The organism is Pseudoalteromonas sp. SWYJZ12 (assembly GCF_015864395.1).
GTDB lineage: Bacteria > Pseudomonadota > Gammaproteobacteria > Enterobacterales > Alteromonadaceae > Pseudoalteromonas > Pseudoalteromonas arctica.
Map to the genome: position 1 here is coordinate 1 of NZ_JADYXH010000033.1, position 21308 is coordinate 21308.

At 40.5% G+C, this 21308-nt stretch carries 21 protein-coding genes; 14 read left to right on the top strand and 7 right to left on the bottom strand.

Annotation, left to right across the window (positions count from 1 at the left end; genetic code table 11):
• Positions 1 to 83: 83 nt before the first annotated feature.
• The 3 genes from tusA to fadB all read right to left on the bottom strand — a co-directional run bounded on the left by tusA (position 84) and on the right by fadB (position 3975).
• Positions 84 to 323 carry a sulfurtransferase TusA gene (gene tusA, locus I6F42_RS19480; RefSeq protein ID WP_007377644.1) on the bottom strand — a complete coding sequence of 80 codons (240 nt, stop codon included), beginning with the start codon at positions 321 to 323 and terminating at the stop codon, positions 84 to 86.
• Between the two features lie 318 nt (positions 324 to 641).
• On the bottom strand, positions 642 to 1811 hold the full coding sequence (fadA, locus tag I6F42_RS19485) for an acetyl-CoA C-acyltransferase FadA (protein WP_007584192.1): 1170 nt from the start codon (positions 1809 to 1811) through the stop codon (positions 642 to 644).
• A gap of 4 nt (positions 1812 to 1815) precedes the next feature.
• Entirely contained in the window at positions 1816 to 3975 is a 2160-nt protein-coding gene (gene fadB, locus I6F42_RS19490; RefSeq protein ID WP_007584190.1) for a fatty acid oxidation complex subunit alpha FadB, read from the bottom strand.
• 192 nt (positions 3976 to 4167) lie between these two features.
• On the opposite strand from fadB, the gene I6F42_RS19495 reads away from it, so the two are divergent.
• The 8 genes from I6F42_RS19495 (at position 4168) to I6F42_RS19530 (ending at position 11820) form a co-directional block, all read left to right on the top strand.
• A complete protein-coding gene (locus tag I6F42_RS19495; RefSeq protein WP_197153140.1) occupies positions 4168 to 6054 on the top strand; it encodes a transglycosylase SLT domain-containing protein in 1887 nt (628 codons plus the stop codon).
• Positions 6055 to 6219: 165 nt separating this feature from the next.
• Positions 6220 to 7542 carry a Xaa-Pro dipeptidase gene (pepQ, locus tag I6F42_RS19500; protein ID WP_166379520.1) on the top strand — a complete coding sequence of 441 codons (1323 nt, stop codon included), beginning with the start codon at positions 6220 to 6222 and terminating at the stop codon, positions 7540 to 7542.
• 88 nt (positions 7543 to 7630) lie between these two features.
• Positions 7631 to 8245 carry a YigZ family protein gene (locus tag I6F42_RS19505; protein WP_197153143.1) on the top strand — a complete coding sequence of 205 codons (615 nt, stop codon included), beginning with the start codon at positions 7631 to 7633 and terminating at the stop codon, positions 8243 to 8245.
• 96 nt (positions 8246 to 8341) lie between these two features.
• Entirely contained in the window at positions 8342 to 9793 is a 1452-nt protein-coding gene (locus I6F42_RS19510) for a TrkH family potassium uptake protein (RefSeq protein ID WP_007584186.1), read from the top strand.
• Between the two features lie 44 nt (positions 9794 to 9837).
• Positions 9838 to 10497 (top strand): flagellar brake protein, encoded by a 660-nt coding sequence (locus I6F42_RS19515; RefSeq protein WP_165729282.1) that lies wholly within the window; start codon positions 9838 to 9840, stop codon positions 10495 to 10497.
• 465 nt (positions 10498 to 10962) lie between these two features.
• The gene (locus I6F42_RS19520; protein ID WP_004335175.1) at positions 10963 to 11175 is read left to right on the top strand and encodes an EF-hand domain-containing protein; all 213 of its coding nucleotides are present in this window, start codon (positions 10963 to 10965) and stop codon (positions 11173 to 11175) included.
• 139 nt (positions 11176 to 11314) lie between these two features.
• A complete protein-coding gene (locus I6F42_RS19525) occupies positions 11315 to 11527 on the top strand; it encodes a calmodulin (RefSeq protein ID WP_004335174.1) in 213 nt (70 codons plus the stop codon).
• A gap of 77 nt (positions 11528 to 11604) precedes the next feature.
• Positions 11605 to 11820: an EF-hand domain-containing protein gene (locus I6F42_RS19530; RefSeq protein WP_007584177.1), complete on the top strand. Its 216-nt coding sequence runs from the start codon at positions 11605 to 11607 to the stop codon at positions 11818 to 11820.
• Positions 11821 to 11901: 81 nt separating this feature from the next.
• On the opposite strand, the gene trkA is transcribed toward I6F42_RS19530, so the two are convergent.
• The 4 genes from trkA to def all read right to left on the bottom strand — a co-directional run bounded on the left by trkA (position 11902) and on the right by def (position 16134).
• On the bottom strand, positions 11902 to 13278 hold the full coding sequence (gene trkA / locus I6F42_RS19535) for a Trk system potassium transporter TrkA (RefSeq protein ID WP_004335170.1): 1377 nt from the start codon (positions 13276 to 13278) through the stop codon (positions 11902 to 11904).
• 86 nt (positions 13279 to 13364) lie between these two features.
• On the bottom strand, positions 13365 to 14660 hold the full coding sequence (gene rsmB, locus I6F42_RS19540; RefSeq protein ID WP_007584175.1) for a 16S rRNA (cytosine(967)-C(5))-methyltransferase RsmB: 1296 nt from the start codon (positions 14658 to 14660) through the stop codon (positions 13365 to 13367).
• Positions 14653 to 15606: a methionyl-tRNA formyltransferase gene (gene fmt / locus I6F42_RS19545; protein WP_101216779.1), complete on the bottom strand. Its 954-nt coding sequence runs from the start codon at positions 15604 to 15606 to the stop codon at positions 14653 to 14655. The genes rsmB and fmt overlap by 8 nt, the downstream gene beginning before the upstream one ends.
• A gap of 24 nt (positions 15607 to 15630) precedes the next feature.
• Entirely contained in the window at positions 15631 to 16134 is a 504-nt protein-coding gene (def, locus tag I6F42_RS19550) for a peptide deformylase (protein ID WP_007584168.1), read from the bottom strand.
• A 118-nt stretch (positions 16135 to 16252) separates the two neighbouring features.
• Here def and I6F42_RS19555 point away from each other — a divergent pair, with 118 nt between their 5' ends.
• From I6F42_RS19555 to hemF, 6 genes are all read left to right on the top strand, one after another.
• Positions 16253 to 17371 (top strand): LysM peptidoglycan-binding domain-containing protein, encoded by a 1119-nt coding sequence (locus I6F42_RS19555; protein WP_010555159.1) that lies wholly within the window; start codon positions 16253 to 16255, stop codon positions 17369 to 17371.
• Between the two features lie 31 nt (positions 17372 to 17402).
• Positions 17403 to 18494 carry a DNA-processing protein DprA gene (gene dprA, locus I6F42_RS19560; RefSeq protein WP_101162963.1) on the top strand — a complete coding sequence of 364 codons (1092 nt, stop codon included), beginning with the start codon at positions 17403 to 17405 and terminating at the stop codon, positions 18492 to 18494.
• Position 18495: 1 nt separating this feature from the next.
• The gene (locus tag I6F42_RS19565; protein ID WP_010555161.1) at positions 18496 to 18969 is read left to right on the top strand and encodes a DUF494 family protein; all 474 of its coding nucleotides are present in this window, start codon (positions 18496 to 18498) and stop codon (positions 18967 to 18969) included.
• 114 nt (positions 18970 to 19083) lie between these two features.
• Positions 19084 to 19659: a type I DNA topoisomerase gene (locus I6F42_RS19570; RefSeq protein WP_197153145.1), complete on the top strand. Its 576-nt coding sequence runs from the start codon at positions 19084 to 19086 to the stop codon at positions 19657 to 19659.
• A 25-nt stretch (positions 19660 to 19684) separates the two neighbouring features.
• The gene (locus I6F42_RS19575) at positions 19685 to 20248 is read left to right on the top strand and encodes an L-threonylcarbamoyladenylate synthase (RefSeq protein ID WP_004335153.1); all 564 of its coding nucleotides are present in this window, start codon (positions 19685 to 19687) and stop codon (positions 20246 to 20248) included.
• 1 nt (position 20249) lies between these two features.
• Positions 20250 to 21200: an oxygen-dependent coproporphyrinogen oxidase gene (gene hemF / locus I6F42_RS19580; RefSeq protein ID WP_197153147.1), complete on the top strand. Its 951-nt coding sequence runs from the start codon at positions 20250 to 20252 to the stop codon at positions 21198 to 21200.
• Positions 21201 to 21308: the final 108 nt, after the last annotated feature.

The following is a 21308-nucleotide window of genomic DNA, read 5'->3' on the forward strand; positions in this document are numbered from 1 at the left end:
TGTGAAGAATCAAACTGAATATCAGCCCCAAGCTATTTAAAGAAAGCTTGAGGCTGGTTAGAAGAGATGGTATCTACGTTATTTTAAAGCCCTTTCTTAACCACATACCTGTACGGTGCTTCTTCTGCATCTTTAGCCACCAGCGTGTGATCCATAAACGTACAAAAGCTCGGAATGTCGCGAGTTGTTGATGGGTCATCAGCAGTTATCAATAAAGTTTCACCATCACTCATTTTACGAATAGCAGCACGTACCATCATTACTGGCTCTGGGCAGCGAAGGCCTATGGCATCTAATTGGTGATCGGGATTATCAAAGCTCATAATAAATTGACCTGTTTAATTAAAGTGATTGCTGCGTACGCGAGTGCTTAGGTATAGCAATTAATAAGTTTGGGAGTTTAACGCAATTTTAAGTGTAATTTAACTATTTTACTTATCTTAATATGCCCATTTTATTTGAAACTTTATTGCTGCAAAACACGTTATTTAATAATACGCCCGATCACATAATTCCGTAGTACTACATACTGGTGTTATAGCTGATAATTTTCACTTAATTAAAGCTAATAAAAAAGGCGAACTGAATAAAATCAGTCCACCTTTTTAATCACCAAGATGGTTTTACATGTTTAAAACTAATTAGTCTTGAACACGTTCAAATACAGTGGCAATGCCTTGGCCTAAACCAATACACATAGTTGCTAAACCGTATCGTACATTTTTGTCTTCCATTAAGTGAATAAGCGATGTGCTAATACGCGAACCCGAACAACCCAGTGGGTGACCAAGTGCGATTGCGCCGCCATTTAAATTCACTTTTTCGTCAACAACATCCATTAACCCTAAATCTTTCATTACAGGTAATGATTGTGCTGCAAAGGCTTCGTTAAGCTCTACTACGCCTAAGTCATCAATTGTAATACCGGCTTGAGCAAGTGCTTTTTTACTTGCTGGTACTGGGCCGTAACCCATGATTGATGGATCGCAACCAGCGACTGCCATTGCTTTAATACGCGCACGAATTGGTAAGCCAAGTTCTTTGGCTTTTTCTTCGCTCATTACTAACATTGCAGATGCGCCGTCAGAAAGCGCAGAAGAAGTACCGGCTGTTACCGTACCCGATGCAGGATTAAACACAGGGCGAAGCTTTGATAGGCCTTCTACTGTTGTTTCTGGGCGAATTACTTCGTCGTCTTCAACTAATATAAGCGAACCATCTGCTGCATGACCTTCCATTGCTAAAATTTCGCGGCGGAAACGGCCTTCAACAGTTGCCGCTTGTGCACGTTGATGTGAGCGATAAGCAAATTCATCTTGTTGCTCACGGCTAATGCCATGAAGCGTTGCAAGGTATTCTGCTGTTAAACCCATTGAGCCCGATGCTTGTGCAATTGTTGTTGCAAGGCCTGGGTGAAAGTCGTTGCCGTGAGTCATAGGTACGTGACCCATGTGCTCAACACCACCAATTAGGTAAGTGTCGCCAGCGCCTGTCATTATTGCGCGTGCAGCGTCATGCAATGCTTGCATTGACGATCCACATAAACGGTTAACCGTTACAGCAGGTACGCTGTGTGGGATACCGGCAAGTAATGCTGCGTTACGTGCTACGTTAAAGCCTTGCTCTAATGTTTGCTGTACACAACCCCAATAAATATCGTCAATTGATGCTGGATCAACTGCTGGGTTGCGATCAAGTAAGCCTTTCATTAAATGTGCGCTTAAGTCTTCAGCACGTTTATGTTTGAATACACCACTTTTAGAGCGACCCATTGGTGTGCGGATACAATCTACAATTACTGGATTATTCATGATATTAACCTTCCACCTTATAGAAAACACGACCTTCTTCGGCCCACTTGCGAGTTTGCTCAGATACTTGGTAAATCGCACCTAGGTGAGCGTATTTGTCTGCTGCTGCAACAAAGTTAGCTAAACCAGTTTGATCTAAGTAACGGAACGCGCCGCCTCTAAATGGAGGGAAACCAACACCGTAAACTAATGCCATATCTGCTTCTTGCGGCGAGGCAACTATGCCTTCTTGCAAACACAGTAGCACTTCGTTGATCATTGGAATCATACAACGGTCGATGATTTCTTGTTTATCAAATTCTTTTGGTGCGTCTGTAATTGGGCTTAGTAGCTCAACTGCTGTCTCGTCATGAGACTTTTTAAGACGACCGCGACGATCTGTTTCGTATTTGTAAAAACCGGCTTTGTTCTTTTGACCAAAACGTTTTTCGTTGGCAAAAATAGTCACTGGATCTTTATCAGCACGCGCCATACGCTCAGGGAAACCGTCAGCCATTACGCCAGTACAATGGAAAGCTGTATCAATACCTACAACATCAAGTAGGTAAGCAGGACCCATAGGCCAACCAAATACGTTTTCCATTACTTTATCTACTTTTGCAAAGTTAGCGCCTTCAACCACTAATTTGCTAAAACCTGCAAAGTAAGGGAATAAAACACGGTTTACAAAAAAGCCTGGGCAATCGTTAACAACAATTGGCGATTTACCTAGTTTAAGCGCGTAATCGACTACTGCATTGATTGTTTTATCTGAGGTTTTTGCGCCACGGATAATTTCTACTAATGGCATTTTTGGCACAGGGTTGAAAAAGTGCATACCACAAAAGTTTTCTGGCTTATCTAGCGCTTGTGCTAGTAAATCAATACAAATAGTTGATGTGTTTGAAGTAAGTACCGTGCCTTCTGGCATGGTCTTTTCAAGATCAGCGAGTACTGCTTGCTTAACTTTAGGGTTTTCTACAACGGCTTCAACAATAATGTTGGCACTTTGTAGGTCTGACGCGTTAAGTGTTGGCTTAATTTTGCTAAGTGTTGCCAACATTTTTTCCATTGGCATGTGGCCACGCTTAACTTTTGCACCTAATAACTTAGACGCTTCACCCATACCTAAATCAAGCGCATCTTGTTGGATGTCTTTCATTATAATAGGTGTGCCTTTATAAGCAGACTGGTATGCAATACCGCCACCCATAATACCAGCACCTAATACAGCGGCTTGTTTAATTTCTACATCGCTTTGTTTAGCAAATTTACGTGCTTTACCTTTAATGTATTGGTCAGCTAGGAATATACCTGTCTGTGCAGCTGCTTCTGGTGTACGTGCTAATTTAGCAAAGTTAGCATTTTCGATTGCCATTGCTTCATCGCGAGTACAGTTTGCCGCTGCTTTAATAGTACGAACAGCCATAACCGGTGCAGGATAGTGGCCTTTGGTTTTACCCATTACCATACCTTCTGCCATAGCAAAGCTCATGCCTTGCTCAACACGGTTTAATTTAAGTGGCTGTAGTTTTACGTTACGTTTTGCTTGCCAATCTAGCTTGCCAGCAATCGCCAGTTCAAGTGTTGATACACTTGACTCTAAAAGTTTGTCAGCACTAACTACCGCGTCAAACGCACCTACTTTAAGGGCATCTGCAGCGCGATTTTCTGCGCCTGAGGTAATCCACATCATCGCGTTATCGGCGCCAATGATACGTGGTAAGCGCACTGTGCCACCAAACCCTGGCATTATGCCAAGTTTAACTTCTGGTAGGCCCATTTTAGCTGTTTCGCTTGCCACACGATAATCGGTAGCAAGTGCCCACTCACAACCACCGCCAAGTGCCATACCGTTTATAGCGCTTAGAGTTGGGAATGGTAAATCTTCGATTGCATCAAAAACGTCGGTTGCGTTTTTGATCCACACTACTAATTCTTCTTCAGGTTTAGTAAATGTAGGTAAAAATTCGAAGATATCGGCACCAATAATAAAGTGGTCTTTATCACTGGTAAAAATCATGCCTTTGATATCAGTATTGGCAGCTAATTCTTTTAATGCTGCTGCGCAATCTGAAAGAGTTTTTTGAGATAATGTGTTTACAGAACCTGCAACACAAAACTTAAACTCGGCGATGTTTTCCTTTAGGAAGCTAACTTCAAAGGAATCGCTTTTATATAACATTATTATTCTCCCTAGTTGACGAACTAAGACTGGTACGATGAGTTTGCATTTCAATCAGTGTGCTTGCTTTAAATTAAAAATGCAACGAAAAATTTAACTCGGTTACAATCGACTGGTTAAAATATAGCTGGTTTGGTGCTAAGGTGGTTGAAAAGTTTTTATTCACTACTTTAATTTTTATTAAAGGACATTATGAAAAAATATTTACTAAGTGTTGCGGCAGCTGCATTCATTTTCCCTCTTCACTCTGCCGAGGCAAGTATCGATAACGATGCCTTTTTAGATGCCGAAAAAAAAGTAAGGTACGGAAGTTACCAAGACTTTAAACAAGCGGTTAGTAACCTAAATCATCCGTTAAAACCGTATGTTGAAAAAACATATTGGCAACGTCACCCGAGTATTAAGCATCAGGCAGAGATAGAAGACTATTTAAATATATATCAGCATACACCGCTTGAGTGGCCTGTGCGCAAAGCGTGGTTGGAGTATTTAAAAGAGAACAATGAAAAAGCGGCGTATATACGCAACTACCGTGAAACTTCTAATGCTGGGCTTACCTGTACTTATTTAGATTTTCAGCTCGACTTGGGCGCACCTGAAAAGGCGATTCTAAATCAGGTGACCGACTTATGGGCCGTTGGTAAATCGCAACCTAATGGCTGTGATAGTTTGTTTTCTACGTGGCGTAAAAAAGGCTACATGAAAGAAGAAACGGTTTGGAAGCGTGTAACACTTGCTGCACAAGGCGGGACGCAAAGCTTATTACCTTACTTAAAAACTTTATTGCCAAGTAAGGATCGTTACTTAGCTGATTTATATCTAAAAGTGCGAAAAGATCCAAGCACGGCAGCTGGATTATATCGATATAAAAATAAGTCGGCTAAAGAAGGCCAAATAGCAATTTATGGTGTTAAGCGTTTGGTTTGGCGCGATAAAGAGCTTGCTTTAAAAGCATGGGAAAAACTAGAAAAAATATTTAAGTATAGTGATGAAGATAAAGCTGACGTGTATTACACCTTTGCGTTGTCACTTGCTTCAAGCGGGCATAAGCAAGCGAGCTTTTGGCTAAATAAAGTGCCGAAAGAGCGATTAGACAGCAAGCTTATTCAATGGCAACTGGGCAATATGCTCAAAACCCAAGATTGGGAAGGGATTGCTGCATTTTTTACGGGTAAAGAGGATTTAAGCCTTGGCCAGCAATATTGGTTAGCTTATAGCTATGCTAAACGTGGCGAGCAACAAAAAGCAGACGATATTTGGAAAAAAGTAGCGGCTAATCGTGATTATTACGGCTTTTTAGCAGCAGCACGTTTAGGTTTGCCCGTTGATTTAAATAATCAACCTTTAGCAGTCGATAAGGTGCTTGTAGATAAAGTAAGTAATGCACCTGGCTTTAAGCGTGCAAAAGCACTTTATGATATTGAGCGCTTTACGTCGGCGCGCCGTGAGTGGAATTATTTAACGGATACGTCTAGCAATGAAGAAAAGCTAGCAGCATCACAACTATCTACCGATTTAGGTTGGCACGACAGTACTATTTTTACATTAGCAAAAATTAAAGCGTGGGATAACGTAGAGCAACGTTTTCCGTTTGCGTTTCAAGATGTTTTTGAGCGCTACAGTAAACGTAGCAAGATAGATGTTGCCTGGAGTATTGCTATTGCAAGGCGCGAAAGCTCTTTTGCGCCAGATGCACGCTCGCATGCTAATGCACGTGGTTTAATGCAGTTATTACCTAGTACTGCTGAGTATGTAAATAAAGGCAGTGTGACAAGTAGTCGTTTATATCAACCTAAAACAAATATTAGGTTAGGTACTAGTTACTTACAGTACTTAAAAAAGAAAAACCATGGCAATGAGGTGCTGGCAACAGCTTCTTATAATGCGGGTTATCACCGTATAAAGCGTTGGTTACCTGATGACGCTATTCCGGCTGAGTTATGGGTAGAGCTTATTCCGTATCGCGAAACCCGCGATTACGTAAAAAATGTATTTGCGTACAGGCAGGTTTACCATACAAGAATGGGCCGAGAAGGTAATGTATTAGCGCCGCTACTCGAAATGAAAATGGGCGGTTGAATATATGATACCAATCGACCAATCGACCAATCGACCAATAACTTAACACGATAGGTATAGGTATTAATAAGGGGGATGTTTACATGTTAAATATCCCCCTTTTTTGAGCGCTTAGTGTTTAAGTGGTAGACTCAGAGCAAGTTAAATTTAACAGATGGATTAACAATGGATAAATTAGCCGTTTTATACGCCGAACATATTGCAACACTGCAACAGCGTACTCGTACAATTTGTAATAGCGAAGGGTTAGAAGGATTAGTAATTCATTCAGGCCAAGCTAAGCGCCAGTTTTTAGATGATATGTATTATCCATTTAAAGTTAATCCACAGTTTAAAGCGTGGTTACCGGTTATTGATAATCCTCATTGCTGGATTGTGGTAAATGGCAGCGACAAACCAAAACTAATATTTTATCGTCCAGTAGATTTTTGGCATAAAGTACCAGACGAGCCTCGTGACTTTTGGGCTGAGTACTTTGATATAGAGCTATTACTTCAGCCTGATCAAGTTGAAAAGTTATTACCATACGACAAAGCTAAATACGCTTACATGGGCGAATATATTGAAGTAGCGCAAGCACTTGGTTTTAGTATTATGAACCCTGAGCCTGTACTTAACTATTTTCATTACCACCGCGCTTATAAAACGCAGTACGAACTTGAATGTTTACGCAACGCTAACCGCATTGCAGTAGATGGGCATAAAGCCGCACGCGACACATTTTTTAATGGTGGTAGCGAGTTCGATATTCAGCAAGCGTACTTAATGGCAACACGTCAAAGCGAAAATGAAATGCCGTACGGCAACATTGTTGCGCTTAACGAAAACTGCGCTATTTTGCACTACACGCACTTTGATCCAAAAGCGCCACACACTCATAACTCATTTTTAATTGATGCCGGTGCAAACTTTAATGGTTATGCTGCTGATATTACTCGTACGTATGATTTTAAAAAGCAGGGTGAGTTTGCTGAGCTTGTACAAGCGATGACAGTTCAACAAATAGAACTAGGTAAAGGTTTAAAGCCGGGTATGCTTTATGGTGACTTACATGTTGAATGCCATAACCGTATTGCACAAATACTCAGTGACTTTAAAATTGTTAACCTACCCGCGACAGAAATTGTTGAGCGTAAAATTACCTCTACTTTCTTCCCACATGGGCTAGGGCATCATCTTGGTTTACAAGTGCATGATATGGGTGGTTTTATGAGTGACGAAAAGGGCGCACATCAGCCATCGCCTGAAGGGCATCCGTTCTTGCGTTGTACTCGCCTGATTGAAAAAAACCAAGTGTTTACCATTGAGCCAGGCTTATATTTTATTGATTCACTGCTTGGTGATTTAGCGCAAACCGATAATAAGCAGTTTATTAATTGGGAAAAGGTTGAGTCATTTAAACCATTTGGCGGTATTCGTATTGAAGATAACATTATTGTTCACGAAGATAGCTTAGAGAATATGACACGAGATTTAGCGCTCGATTAATTCTAGTTAACACTAATTAGTTTATACACGTTAAAATACGTACATTATTTAAAGGGGCCTTTTGGCCCCCTTTTTACAAGTTTAAAATATGCCTGAATATAAATATCCCGCTACTGACGTTTTTCATCAAGAAGAAATTAAAAAAAGTACGTTTATAGTTCACATTGCACATACCCCCGATTTAAATTCAGCTAAAGCATTTATTAAAAGCATTGAAGAAAAGTATAGCGATGCGCGTCATAACTGCTGGGCACATGTGGCAGGCAACCCCGGTGGCAGCCATGTTTATGGTTTTTCGGACGATGGTGAACCAAATGGCACTGCAGGAAAACCTATGTTAAATGTGCTGGTGGGTTCAGGCCTTGGCGAAATCACGGCTGTTGTTACACGTTACTTTGGCGGCATAAAATTAGGCACGGGCGGGTTAGTACGTGCTTATGGTGGCTCATTAAATAATGCATTAGTAAAATTGCAAACGGTACTTAAAGTTCCCAGTGTTGAAATTACAGGGAGTAGTGAGTACAGCATGCAAGGTGCGATTGAGCAGTTATTAAAAACAAAGTATCAAGTGCTTAATATTGATAAGCAATTTACTGCTAATATTGAATGGGTGATTACAATAGATAGCCGCGAAGCTCAGCAAGCAATCAAAGATATTTTTGATTTAAGTCACGGCGCAGTTGAGTTAACTATTAAAGAGTAATAACCTACACAAATTGCATGTAATGCATACAGACCCTATTTAATTTGGTTGATACTACTCAGCCTGAATTTACTAATAATAAAAGCGACAAGCTAAATGCAATTTCGTACCATCATAAAAATTCTTGGCCAACTTGTTGCGCTGTTTAGTATTACCATGGTGCCTCCGGCACTGGTGTCTTTAATATATAAAGACGGTGGTGGTGTTCCTTTTGTTTTAGCATTTATCTTTAGTGTTGTTATTGGCATGATGGCTTATTACCCAAACCGCCATGAAAACGGTGACTTAAAAGCACGTGAAGGCTTTTTAATTGTTGTTTTGTTTTGGCTGGTACTAGGGGCGTTTGCGTCCTTGCCGCTTATATTTTTACAAGAACCTAATTTATCGCTCGCCGATGCGGTGTTTGAAGCATTCTCTGGCTTAACAACCACCGGCGCTACAGTACTTACCGGTATTGAGTACTTACCTAAGTCGGTGTTGTTTTATCGCCAGCAACTCCAGTGGTTTGGCGGTATGGGTATAATCGTACTCGCTGTCGCTATACTCCCCATGCTAGGTGTTGGTGGTATGCAGTTATATCGCGCTGAAATACCTGGGCCTGTAAAAGATTCCAAAATGACCCCGCGAATTGCCGATACAGCAAAGCACCTTTGGTATATTTATGTGTCACTGACTATTGCTTGTATGCTGGCTTATTGGGCAGCAGGGATGGAGTGGTTTGATGCGATATGTCATGCATTCTCAACGGTCGCGATAGGTGGTTTTTCTACTTACGATGCTTCTATGGGGCACTTTGACAGCCCTGTAATTAACTTTATTTGTGTGTTCTTTTTAATTATTGCCGCTGTTAACTTCTCCCTGCATTACGCCGCAGTAGCCAGTCGTAACATACAAGTTTATATTCGAGACCCTGAGTTTAAGGTGTTTTTGTGTATTCAATTAGCGCTGGTGGTTATTTGTTTTACCGTACTTTCCTCTAATGAAATATTTGCTAATGGCGATGAAACCCTCGATCAGGCGTTATTTCAGGCTGTTTCTATGAGTACAACAGCAGGCTTTGCTACTGATAACTTTTCAACATGGCCTTTGTTTTTACCTATTTTACTTATATTTTCGAGCTTTATTGGTGGCTGTGCAGGCTCTACTGGTGGTGGTATGAAAGTAGTGCGCGTGTTCTTACTTTACTTGCAGGGTGTGCGTGAGCTTAATCGTTTGGTGCACCCACGTGCTATATATTCAATCAAGCTGGGTCGAAAGGCGTTGCCAGACAAAGTAGTAGAAGCCGTGTGGGGATTTTTCTCTGCATATGCGTTGGTGTTTATTATTATTATGTTAGCGCTTATGGGCACGGGTATGGATAACATAACTGCGTTCTCAGCCACTGCGGCTTGTTTAAATAACTTAGGTCCAGGTTTGGGTGATGTAGCATCGCATTATGGCGCTATAACCGATGGTGCTAAATGGTTGCTTACCATTGCAATGGTGTTTGGTCGCCTAGAAATATTTACTTTATTAGTGCTATTTACGCCTACTTTTTGGCGTGGATAAACGAGCGGCTTAAGTTTTAAATTACGAACTATTGGGAAAGGGATATGCCAACAAATTTAGAAAAGCTAAAGCATATAAGTGTAGGCAGCTTAGTCGACCTAGAAATATTAACACCTACAAGCAGTAAGCGTGTTAAAACTGAATTAGTTGGTTTACTCGATAAACAGTTTATTATTTTAAATTATCCCAATGCAAAGCGTTTACCTGTGGCGAGTGACTATTTACGTGATGGTGTAATGGTTGTTGTAAGAGCGCTTATTGAAGGCAGTGGCGGGCAAGTTATTGCGTTTCGCCAGCAAATTATGTCGGTAGCCTCTCATCCCGCTAAACTCGTGTTTATAAACTTTCCAAAGCAAGTGCAGTTATTTGCGCTACGCTCACAAACACGCATACCTACCTTATTACCTGCAAAGCTAAAGCTAAGTGACGATAGGGTACTTGAAGGCCTTATTAAAGACATTTCACTCACTGGTGTAATGTTTGATATTAGAGGCGATCAGCAAGTTGAAAGTATTAAAGATATGCAATGCACTGTCGTACTTAATAGCAGTGATAAAGATTTTGAAGGTGAAATTTGCAGTGTTAAAGAGCATGCCGCAGGTGTGCACTGTGGAATTAAGCTACTAGCAAGCGAGGATGAAATGAAAGCCTTTATGAAAGAGCATTTTATAGACCCTTCTGCGCTTGAGCCTACCGTTGAATAAATAGGTTTTCGCTTATTTGCAACAAAAAGGCATTTTATGTCAGTATTTATAAAATGTTTTTTTTCTCTTTCATAATTAAAATTATTATTTAAATAAAACAACTGATTACGTATTATTTTTTACAGCTTATTTTTTGTTATTAAAGCTTCCTCGTTAAAATTTATCTCAATTATTCTTTTAAATCCGTCCTTTTAAAACCATACATTTAAAAATGTATCTTTTTATATAAACATAACTATATGTTTTTAATGATTTTAATGTAGACCCTTTAAAACGTGTTGCTAAAGGGCAACAATAATTATTCTAAAAACGCCTTCTTGTTGTACGTTTTGAATTTAACTCATTGATAATTATTAACTTTTAAATGTTGGCATCTAAGTTGTAATAGTCTAAGTGTACTGAACGAAATCGTGATTCAAAGTGAAATACTTAATCGCACACACATAAATTTGAAGGATACATATTATGAAAAGCATTAATAAAACTTTAGCACTTATCGCTATTGCATCTTCTTCAGCCGCTTTTGCTGCAACAGATTTTGACACACTGGATGTAGACGGCAGTGGCACAATTAGCCAAGCAGAAGCATCAGTTGATGCAAAGCTAATGAGCATGTTTTCTGAGCTTGATACTGACCAAAATGGTGAGTTATCAAAAGAAGAATTTTCAGAAGCTTAATTAAAAAGTATTTATCCTGAGTTGCCAAAGACACCTAAGTAGGCAAGGGAGCTTACGAAAGAGGATAACAAGGAAGTGAAAAATTACGTTTTAAGTTAAACGAAGCAATTTTTTTGATAAAACATTGAAGGATTAAGTTATGAAACATTTAAATAAAGCATTAGCACTTATAGTACTAGCATCTTCTTCCGCTGCATTTGCAGCATCAGATTTTGACAGCCTTGATATCGATGGTAGCGGCACAATTAGCCCAAGCGAAGCGGCAGTCGATACTGATTTAATGGCTGAATTTATTGAGCTAGATACCGACGGTAGCGGCGAGCTTTCTAAAGAAGAATTCGCTAATTACTAATTAATCTTTTCAGATTAAACATTTTTCACAGTCAGGGATCTTTGAAAAGGACTTCCCATATTACTAGGAATATTATTATGAAAACATTAAATACAACACTTGCAGTTATCGTTTTAGCATCTTCATCAGCAGCATATGCCGCAGTAGATTTTGCCTCTTTTGATGCAGATGGTAACGGTGCTATTACAATGGAAGAAGCAAAGGTTAACCCTCAGCTTGTAAAGATTTTTGATGATTTGGATACTGATGGTAATGGTGAAATCTCTAAAGAAGAGTTTTCAAAAGTACAGTAATCAATATTTAAGCATACTCTATTAAAGCCGCCTTAGTCAGCGGCTTTTTTGTGTATTAAATTAACTAATTAGAGTAACAAGTTAAAGGAATATAGCACTTACTTGGAATAGTTTTTCTACAACGGTAATGTGTTTTTTGTCGATTAAAAACATGATGACATGATCGCCCGACATAATAATTGTATCATCGTGAGCTATCAGCACATCGTCATTACGTACTATTGCCCCAATGGTTGTACCTGCAGGAAGTTTTATGTCGGCAATCGCACGACCAACCACTTTAGATGTGTTTTCATCACCATGAGCAACGGCTTCAATGGCTTCTGCTGCGCCTTTACGCAGTGAATACACGTTAACAATATCACCACGGCGTACGTGCGTTAATAACGCTGATATAGTTGCTTGTTGTGGCGATATGGCAATATCTATTTCGCCGCCTTGTACCAAATCAACGTAAGCTCCACGTTGAATAAGTACCATGGTTTTTTGTGCGCCCATACGTTTTGCAAGCATGGCCGACATAATGTTTGCTTCATCGTCGTTGGTTACGGCAATAAATACATCGACTTGTTCAATATGCTCTTCTGAGAGCAGTTCTTGATCAGATGCGTCACCACAAAAAACGACCGTGTTATCGAGCATTTCTGAGAGTTGCTCGGCACGTTCTTTACTGCGTTCAATTAGTTTAACGGTGTGGTTTTTTTCAAGTGAGCGGGCAAGGCCTGCCCCAATGTTACCGCCACCAGCTATCATAATTTTTTTGTACGAACGCTCAAGTTTTTGTAGCTCGTTCATTACTGCGCGTATATGTTTTGTAGCGGCAATAAAGAATACTTCGTCATCGGCTTCAATAACGGTGGTACCCAGTGGTTTGATTGCTTTACCTTGACGATAAATAGCGGCAACACGAGTTTCTACATTAGGAATATGTTCTTTAAGTGCAGATAACGCATAACCTACTAATAAACCCCCATAGTAAGCTTTTACGGCTACTAACGAGAGCATGCCATCAGCAAACTGCAATACTTGCAGAGCACCAGGGTAGTCAATTAGACGGCGAATATACTTAGTGACCAGTGCTTCGGGAGCAATGTAATGGTCGATAGGTAAATCATCGTTTTGAAATAGTTTTTCACGGTATTTTAAATATTGCTCCGAGCGAATACGGGCAATTTTAGTGGGCGTTTTAAAAATACTGTACGCCACTTGGCATGCAACCATGTTCACTTCATCTGAACTGGTTACTGCTATAATCATATCGGCATCTTCAGCGCCTGCACGGCGTAATACATCAGGATGCGCACTGTGGCCCATAACCCCTTGTAAGTCGTACTTATCTTGAAGTTCACGTAATCGGTTACCGTCTATATCAACAACGGTAATTTCGTTTTGTTCGCCAACTAAGTTTTCAGCAAGCGTAGCACCAACTTGCCCGGCACCGAGTATAATTATTTTCATTATTTACCCGTGGTATTGATCATAATTTAATTAAAAAAATAGCCATTTAATGTTTCATAAATGGCTAACTATTTAGTGTACGGCTATTAGGCTTTTTTAACTAGCTTAGCGTAATAAAATCCATCACTTTCACCGGGCAGTAACTGCAAACCTGGAGTTGTTACGGTATCATTTTCGTGTAGAGGTATATGTTCTACATCATCGTTATTAGCTAAAAACTTAGCAACTTGCTGTTGGTTTTCTTGTGGAAGAACCGAACACGTAGCATATACCAATGTGCCACCTGGTTTTAACAGTGGCCAAATGCTATCAAGGATATCGTTTTGTAACTTAGATAAGTCTTCGATATCTGATGCGCGACGTAACCATTTTATATCAGGGTGACGGCGAATTACGCCAGTGGCTGAACAAGGCACATCAAGCAAAATACGATCAAATAATTTTTCGTCCCACCAAGTATGTGGTTGTGAGGCATCGCCACATTGTAGGTCTGCACCTAAGCCAATACGAGTTAAGTTTTGCTTAACGCGTTCAAGGCGAGTTGAGTCGCTATCAAGTGCAAGTACATCAGCATCAGCAAGCTCTAATATATGACACGTTTTTCCGCCAGGTGCTGCACAGGCATCTAAAATATAGTCATCTGCTTTAGGTTCTAAAAAGCGGGCTGCCAACTGTGCTGCAGCATCTTGTACTGAACATGCACCTGTATCAAACTCAGGCAACGAAAATACATCACGTGGTTTGGCAAGCTTAATCCCATCAATAAAGTCAGGGTTTAAGGTGTGTTCAATATCGTTAGCGCTAAGCATTTCGCTGTACTCTTGCGTGCTAAATTGTGCTTGATTTACACGAAGCCACATTGGTGCTTGTTGCTGGTTTTCTTCAAGTAGTGCTTCCCAGCTATCTGGGTAGGCTGTTTGCACCTGTTTAATAAACCAATTTGGATGGTTGTATAAACATACCGGAATAAGCTTCGCTTTTTCTTCAAGCTCTGCTTGTTGGCGCTGAAAACTACGTAAAATGGCGTTTATCAGCCCTTTTAATCCTAAAGCGCGTAGTTGAGCCAGTGCGTTTACAGTTTCTGAAATTGCAGCATGTGGTGGTACGCGCATATGCTGCAGTTGATAAATACCTACGTATAATAAAAACTGAAATATTCTACGTTTACCTTTCAATGGCTGCTCTACTAAGTGTTGGCAGTAATTTTCAAGGCTCGGTAAGTAGCGTAAAACGCCATAACAAATTTGCTGTAGCAACGCTTTATCTTTAGGCGGCAAGCCTTGGCTTGCAAATGGAAGTTCTTGATTAAGCGATGCGCCTTTATCAACTACGTTATATAAAGTTTCAGCGGCCAGCGCTCGTACGTTTGGAACATTACTCATTGTTTTCGCCTAATATTGTGCCAGGGGTAACCCAGTCACTACGACCATTTAAAAAGTCGTTAATTGCCATTGGTTTTTTACCTTGCGGCTGTAATTGCGTAATACATAAAGCATGCTCGCCACACGCCACTACTACGCCATTTTTGTCGCTTGATAAAATTTGCCCAGGATCACCTGATTGCAGCACAACCTGCGCTTGATAAATCTTTACTGTTTGCCCACCCATTTGGGTAAAGCACACTGGCCATGGATTAAAAGAGCGAATGTTTCGCTCAATTTGCAGTGCACTCATTGACCAATCGATATTAGCTTCCTCTTTAGAAAGCTTTTTAGCGTAGTTAGCAAGTTCATCATTTTGAGGTTCAGGGGTGAGCTCGCCATTCGCTAATTTATTAATGGTTTCAATTAACGCGTCTGGACCTAGCTCAGCAAGCTTTGTATATAAACTAGCGCTAGTTTCTGTCGTGCTAATAGGGCAGCGACTTATATGTAGCATATCGCCGGTATCTAGCCCTTCATCCATTTGCATTATTGTTACGCCGGTTTGTTCATCACCTGCCCAAATTGCGCGTTGAATCGGTGCAGCGCCGCGCCAGCGCGGTAATATAGAACCATGCACATTTAAACAACCCAAACGTGGGGCTTCTAATATAGCTTTAGGTAAGATTAAGCCATACGCTACAACAATCATAATGTCGGCATTTAAGCTTGTTAGCTCTGCTAGTGCTTCATCATTTTTTAATGACTGTGGCTGAAAAACAGGTAAGTTGTGCTCAAGCGCTAGCTCTTTCACTTCACTGGCTTTTAATTTTTTACCACGACCTGCAGGGCGATCTGGCTGGCTATATACACCCACTATTTGGTGTTCGCTTTGTATCAGCGCTTGTAAATGACGTGCTGCAAAGTCCGGCGTTCCGGCAAATATAATGCGTAATGGTTGAGTCACTGAGTTTTCCTAAGGTACTTATTACTAATCTGCAAATTTAGCTTCTTTTTCAAGCTTTTTACGAATACGTTGGCGCTTTAATGGAGATAAGTAATCAATGAACAGCTTACCTTGTAGGTGATCTAGTTCGTGTTGAATACAAATAGCCAGTAATTCATCTGCATCTAGTACAAACTCTTCACCGTTTTCGTTAAGTGCAGCGACTGTTACTGTTTCAGCGCGGTCTACTTTTGCATACGAGTTAGGTACTGATAAACAGCCTTCTTCGCTAACGGTAGAGCCGTCTTTTTTAATGATTTGTGGATTAATTAATACCAGTGGCTCGTCGCGCTCTTCTGATACATCAATAACAACGATTCGTTGATGAATATCTACTTGCGTGGCCGCAAGTCCAATGCCATTTTCATCGTACATTGTCTCTAGCATGTCTTTTACAATTTGGCGTACTGTGTCGTCAACTTGTGCAACATCTTTTGCTATAGTACGTAAACGTTCATCTGGAAATCTTAAAACTTCTAACCTAGCCATAGTTACCTTTTTCACTTGTGCTTAATTTAGGGTATTGTATGCTCTTATTTTAGCCATTCGCGTTCACCTTTAACAGGTTTTGGGCAATAATAATGAAAAAACAATACAAGGAAGCTCAATGAAATCTCCATTACTTGCAATCATGCTTACGTTAAGTGCTGCGTTTCCCGCAATTGCTGACGTGCTTAAAATAAAAAAAGATGCACCAAAACAGTATGTTGTAAAAAAAGGCGATACACTTTGGGATATTTCTGGCATCTATTTAGATGAGCCTTGGCTATGGCCTGAACTTTGGCAAATGAATCCACAAATTGACAACCCGCACCTAATTTACCCCGGTGATGCATTAGCGCTGATATACGATGCAGATGGAAACCCACGTTTAGTGATTAATAAAGGATATAGAAAGCTATCTCCTCAGGGTCGTATTACACCAAAAGGGCGTAATGCTATTACTACTTTGCCGCTTGAAATGATCAAACCGTATATCAGTTACGAGCAAGCAATGAATAGTGACGATATTAAAGGCAAACCTTATATTTTAGGTGCTAACGAAAATACTAAAACACAAACGTTAGGCCATATTTTATATGTTAAAGGCGACTTACAAGTACATAAGGCATATGCCATTTACCATAAAGGTGATCCTTACACTGATTTAACCGGTGAAGTGTTAGCAACGCGTGCATCTTACGTGGGTATCGCACGTGCGTTTAGAGCGGGTGATGAACACAATGGTGTGCCTTCGTCATTACGTGTTGAGTCTGTTAAACGAGAAATTCAGCAAGGCGATTTTTTAATGCCGGCAATGGAAGGTCAAATGCTTCCTGCGTACTTTAATATTCACCGTCCTTCTGAGCCCGTAACAGGGAATATTATTGCTTCCCCACGACAAGTTAGAGAATTCAGCACAATGGATGTTGTAGTGCTAAACTTAGGCAGTGAACAAAACATAGAAGCGGGTCATGTATTAGATCTAGAACGTCAATCGCCAACGGTTATTGATGGTCCTCGTGGCCCTCGTTACCCAGAAGATTCTAGTAAATACGAGAAGCTTTTATCTGATGTGAGCCAATTATTTGGTGATGAGTCTGACGAAGAGAGCACAACGTGGACTATGCCTAAAGAAAAAGTTGGCGAGCTAATTGTCTTTAAAGTGTATGACAAAATAAGTTATGCATTAATAACTAAAAACCAGCACCCAATTCGCATTGGAGATATTGCAGTTATTCATTAAGAAGTAGCGAGTCGGTGCTCTAGGAGAGAGCATGGATCAGTCATCTGGCAAGCTAGCCCACTGGCTTGCCTTTTATATGTGTAAAGGGTTGGGTATCAAAACCCTTTTAGCACTATCTACAAATTATTCCCTTGGGTCGTTATTCGACTTACCTCATGACAAGCTTTTACAGCTTGGATTAACCGCTAATCAGGCGAGTAATTTACTCAACACCAATTGGCAACAAGTCAGCCATTATGAGCAACTAATTACGCTGCACAACATTACGGTTGTCTGTATTTTTGATGCGCTTTATCCAGAAGATCTCCGACAGATTGCCAGTGCGCCTTTATTACTATTTTGTAGGGGAGATGTCTCGTTATTATCTACTCCACAAATTGCAATTGTAGGGAGTCGTAATGCCACACCTACCGGGCTTGAAATAGCATCAGAATTTGCATACGAGTTAACTTTAGCGGGTATTACAGTTACCTCAGGTATGGCACGGGGAATAGATGGAGCAGCACATAAGGGCTCTCTTGCTGGTACGGGTAAAACCATAGCGGTGCTTGGTACTGGGGTTGATATTTACTACCCTAAACGCCATAAACTATTAACAGACCAAGTTTTAGAAAGCGGCCTGTTGGTGAGTGAGTTTTTACCAGGGGCAGCTGCTCATGCGCATAACTTTCCGCGCCGAAATCGTATTATTTCTGGGTTATCGTTGGGAGTGCTTATTGTTGAGGCTGAAATTAAAAGTGGTTCGTTAATTACAGTACGCTATGCGCTTGAACAAAATAAAGAGGTATTTGCAGTACCGGGTTCTATTAAAAACCCGTTAGCGCAGGCAAGTCACTTTTTAATAAAGCAAGGTGCTAAGCTGGTAGAAAACGTGGCTGACATTCTTGATGAGGTGAGTTTTACTTACGACAATAATGTATGTAACAAAGAGCAGCCTATTCAGGCAAATTCTCAATGCGAGGTTTTAAATAGCATTGGCTTTGAAGTAACCAGCGTAGACGACATTGTGCGTCGTGCGCAGTGGCCAATAGACAAAGTGCTCGCTAGGTTGCTCGATTTAGAATTAGACGATCAGATTGAGCGAGTGTTAGATGGTTATATTAAGTTGAGCGCAGGAAGGTAATATGTTTGATATTCTTTTATATCTTTTTGAAAATTACATTCATAGCGAAGCGGATATATTTGCAGAGCAAAATGAATTAACCGATGAGCTACTGCGCGCGGGCTTTAATAAGCCTGAGATATTTAAAGCTCTCGATTGGTTAGAGCAACTCGCCGATTTACAACACAGTGACGAGTCTCCTTATCTTATTACTAACCCTAAAGATGCTGTGCGTATATTTACCGATAGTGAATGCCAAAGGCTCAGTGCTGAGTGTCGTGGCTTTTTAATGTTTATTGAGCAAATAGGCGTAATTAACAATGTAACACGTGAAATGGTAATGGACTGTTTAGCCTCTCTCGATAAACCAACTATAAGCCTAGAAGACTTAAAGTGGATTGTACTTATGATCTTGTTTAACGTTCCTGGCTCTGAAGAGGCATATGAGCAAATGGAAGATTTGATTTTTGATGAACCCAGCGAACTTCTTCATTAGAGATAATTATTTTAATTACGCTCAAATTACTTAAAAGGATAAGCACTGCATTGCTTGTATCTTTAAGTGGTTTGGGTATATTAGGCGAAAATTCACTAACCTATTAGGATCACCATGAGTAAAATCGACCATTCGCTTTTCTCGGCGAACAAGCACGCCCTCGAAAAAGAATACGAGATATGCCCACAGTGTGGTTCAGAGTTAGTGATCCGCAATAGTAAATCAGGCCCTTTTTTAGGATGCGCAAGTTACCCTGAATGCGATTTTATTAGGCCGTTGGCACATCACGATAGTAACGAAATTAAAGTTCTTGAAGATTCAGCATGCCCGCAGTGCAGCAAACCGCTGGTGGTTAAAAATGGGCGCTACGGTATGTTTATTGGGTGTACGGGATATCCGCAGTGCCATTACATTGCTAACGAAAATGAAGAAAAACAAAGCGAAGACACTTTGCCAAGTTGCCCTAAATGCAAAAAAGGTCATTTAGTCGCGCGCAGTAATAAATTTGGTAAAGTATTTTATTCTTGTGATTGCTATCCAAGTTGTAAATACACACTTAATAATAAACCGGTTGAACACCCGTGTCCTGAATGTAACTGGCCTATCGTCATAGAGAGAAATATGGCAAACGGCACATTATTGCAATGCCCACAAAAAAGCTGCATGCATAAGCTCACCCCAACTGAATAACGTTTAATTATATCTGGAGACTACTTTGTCAGACCTTTCAAATACGCCCACTGCAATAACATGCTTAACGCAAGGCGAAGTTATTTTATACCCAACAGAAGCTGTATATGGTTTAGGTTGTGATCCAGATAATCAACAAGCCGTTGAGGCACTATTAGCTATTAAGCAGCGCCCGGTTGAAAAAGGACTTATTTTAATTGCTGATAACTACGGACAATTATTAAAATACGTAGATGATGCAAAAATACCAATGGATAAACGAGCTGATATTTTTTCGAGTTGGCCTGCTGCAATTACATGGGTTATGCCTGCATCTAAAAATACGCCTAAATGGCTCACAGGGCAGTTTGATACCATTGCAGTAAGAGTAACAAACCATCCAACAGTAAAGCGTTTGTGCCAAGAGTTTGGTAAGCCATTAGTATCAACCAGTGCAAACTTAACCGGTCAAGAAACAGTAATTAGTATTGAGCAAGCCAAAGCGCAATTTGCAGAACAAGTTGGCTTTTACGTTGACGAGCCGTTAGGTGGTAATACTCAACCAAGCACAATAAAAGACGCCATGACTGGCAAAATATTTAGAGGTTAATATGCAAAGCGAATTATTAGATCAAGTAAAAGCATACTTTATGGCTTTGCAAGACACTATTTGCCAAGGTTTGGAGGCTGCAGATGGCAGTGCTAAATTTATAGAAGATAACTGGCAGCGAGCAGAAGGTGGTGGTGGTCGCACACGTGTAACCACGAATGGTACTGTAATAGAGCAAGGCGGAGTTAATTACTCACACGTATTTGGCGCTTCAATGCCAGGCTCTGCAACAGCACACAGGCCAGAGCTTGCAGGGCGCAGCTTTCATGCGTGTGGTGTGTCGTTAGTTATTCACCCTAAAAACCCTCATGTACCAACAAGTCATGCCAATGTGCGCTTTTTTATAGCCGAAAAAGAAGGCGAAGAGCCAATATGGTGGTTTGGTGGCGGGTTTGATCTCACTCCTTTTTATCCAGTATTAGAAGACGTACAGCATTGGCATCAAGTTGCTCACGACATTTGTGCGCCATTTGGTAGTGAAGTTTATCCAAAATATAAAACATGGTGCGACGAGTATTTTTATTTAAAGCACAGAGACGAGACGCGCGGAGTAGGCGGTTTGTTTTTTGACGATTTAAACGAACTTGGCTTTGAAAAGAGTTTTGCGTTTATGCAATCGGTGGGTAATGGATTTTTAGATGCCTATTTACCTATTATTGAACGTCGTAAAAATGATGAATACACAGAGCAACAACGTGATTTTCAGCTTTATCGGCGCGGACGTTATGTAGAGTTTAATTTAGTATGGGATAGAGGCACTTTATTTGGATTACAAAGTGGCGGGCGCACTGAGTCTATATTAATGTCTATGCCACCACTTGCACGCTGGGAATATAACTATAAACCAGAGCCAAGTAGCCCAGAAGCTAACCTATATCAGTATTACTTACGCCCGCAAGAGTGGCTAACTAGTAAACCAAGTGAGCTGATAGCCAGAGAATGGCAATTATAACAATTACACAGTAATCAAAAAGGCGCTAATTAGCTGTCTCTTATACACAAATCCCTGCTAAGAAATTAGCGGGGATTTTTTTGAACTAAATCTCAATGTCATGATCAG

What these genes read in the sequence shown, in the direction of transcription:
- dprA (WP_101162963.1), top strand. Translation starts at nt 17,403, where the DNA reads ATGGATCAGTCATCTGGCAAGCTAGCCCACTGGCTTGCCTTTTATATG.
- I6F42_RS19505 (WP_197153143.1), top strand. Translation starts at nt 7,631, where the DNA reads ATGCCTGAATATAAATATCCCGCTACTGACGTTTTTCATCAAGAAGAA.
- I6F42_RS19570 (WP_197153145.1), top strand. Translation starts at nt 19,084, where the DNA reads ATGAGTAAAATCGACCATTCGCTTTTCTCGGCGAACAAGCACGCCCTC.
- I6F42_RS19520 (WP_004335175.1), top strand. Translation starts at nt 10,963, where the DNA reads ATGAAAAGCATTAATAAAACTTTAGCACTTATCGCTATTGCATCTTCT.
- tusA (WP_007377644.1), bottom strand. Translation starts at nt 323, where the DNA reads ATGAGCTTTGATAATCCCGATCACCAATTAGATGCCATAGGCCTTCGC.
- trkA (WP_004335170.1), bottom strand. Translation starts at nt 13,278, where the DNA reads ATGAAAATAATTATACTCGGTGCCGGGCAAGTTGGTGCTACGCTTGCT.
- I6F42_RS19525 (WP_004335174.1), top strand. Translation starts at nt 11,315, where the DNA reads ATGAAACATTTAAATAAAGCATTAGCACTTATAGTACTAGCATCTTCT.
- I6F42_RS19565 (WP_010555161.1), top strand. Translation starts at nt 18,496, where the DNA reads ATGTTTGATATTCTTTTATATCTTTTTGAAAATTACATTCATAGCGAA.
- I6F42_RS19495 (WP_197153140.1), top strand. Translation starts at nt 4,168, where the DNA reads ATGAAAAAATATTTACTAAGTGTTGCGGCAGCTGCATTCATTTTCCCT.
- def (WP_007584168.1), bottom strand. Translation starts at nt 16,134, where the DNA reads ATGGCTAGGTTAGAAGTTTTAAGATTTCCAGATGAACGTTTACGTACT.
- pepQ (WP_166379520.1), top strand. Translation starts at nt 6,220, where the DNA reads ATGGATAAATTAGCCGTTTTATACGCCGAACATATTGCAACACTGCAA.
- hemF (WP_197153147.1), top strand. Translation starts at nt 20,250, where the DNA reads ATGCAAAGCGAATTATTAGATCAAGTAAAAGCATACTTTATGGCTTTG.
- I6F42_RS19515 (WP_165729282.1), top strand. Translation starts at nt 9,838, where the DNA reads ATGCCAACAAATTTAGAAAAGCTAAAGCATATAAGTGTAGGCAGCTTA.
- I6F42_RS19555 (WP_010555159.1), top strand. Translation starts at nt 16,253, where the DNA reads ATGAAATCTCCATTACTTGCAATCATGCTTACGTTAAGTGCTGCGTTT.
- I6F42_RS19530 (WP_007584177.1), top strand. Translation starts at nt 11,605, where the DNA reads ATGAAAACATTAAATACAACACTTGCAGTTATCGTTTTAGCATCTTCA.
- fadB (WP_007584190.1), bottom strand. Translation starts at nt 3,975, where the DNA reads ATGTTATATAAAAGCGATTCCTTTGAAGTTAGCTTCCTAAAGGAAAAC.
- fadA (WP_007584192.1), bottom strand. Translation starts at nt 1,811, where the DNA reads ATGAATAATCCAGTAATTGTAGATTGTATCCGCACACCAATGGGTCGC.
- I6F42_RS19510 (WP_007584186.1), top strand. Translation starts at nt 8,342, where the DNA reads ATGCAATTTCGTACCATCATAAAAATTCTTGGCCAACTTGTTGCGCTG.
- rsmB (WP_007584175.1), bottom strand. Translation starts at nt 14,660, where the DNA reads ATGAGTAATGTTCCAAACGTACGAGCGCTGGCCGCTGAAACTTTATAT.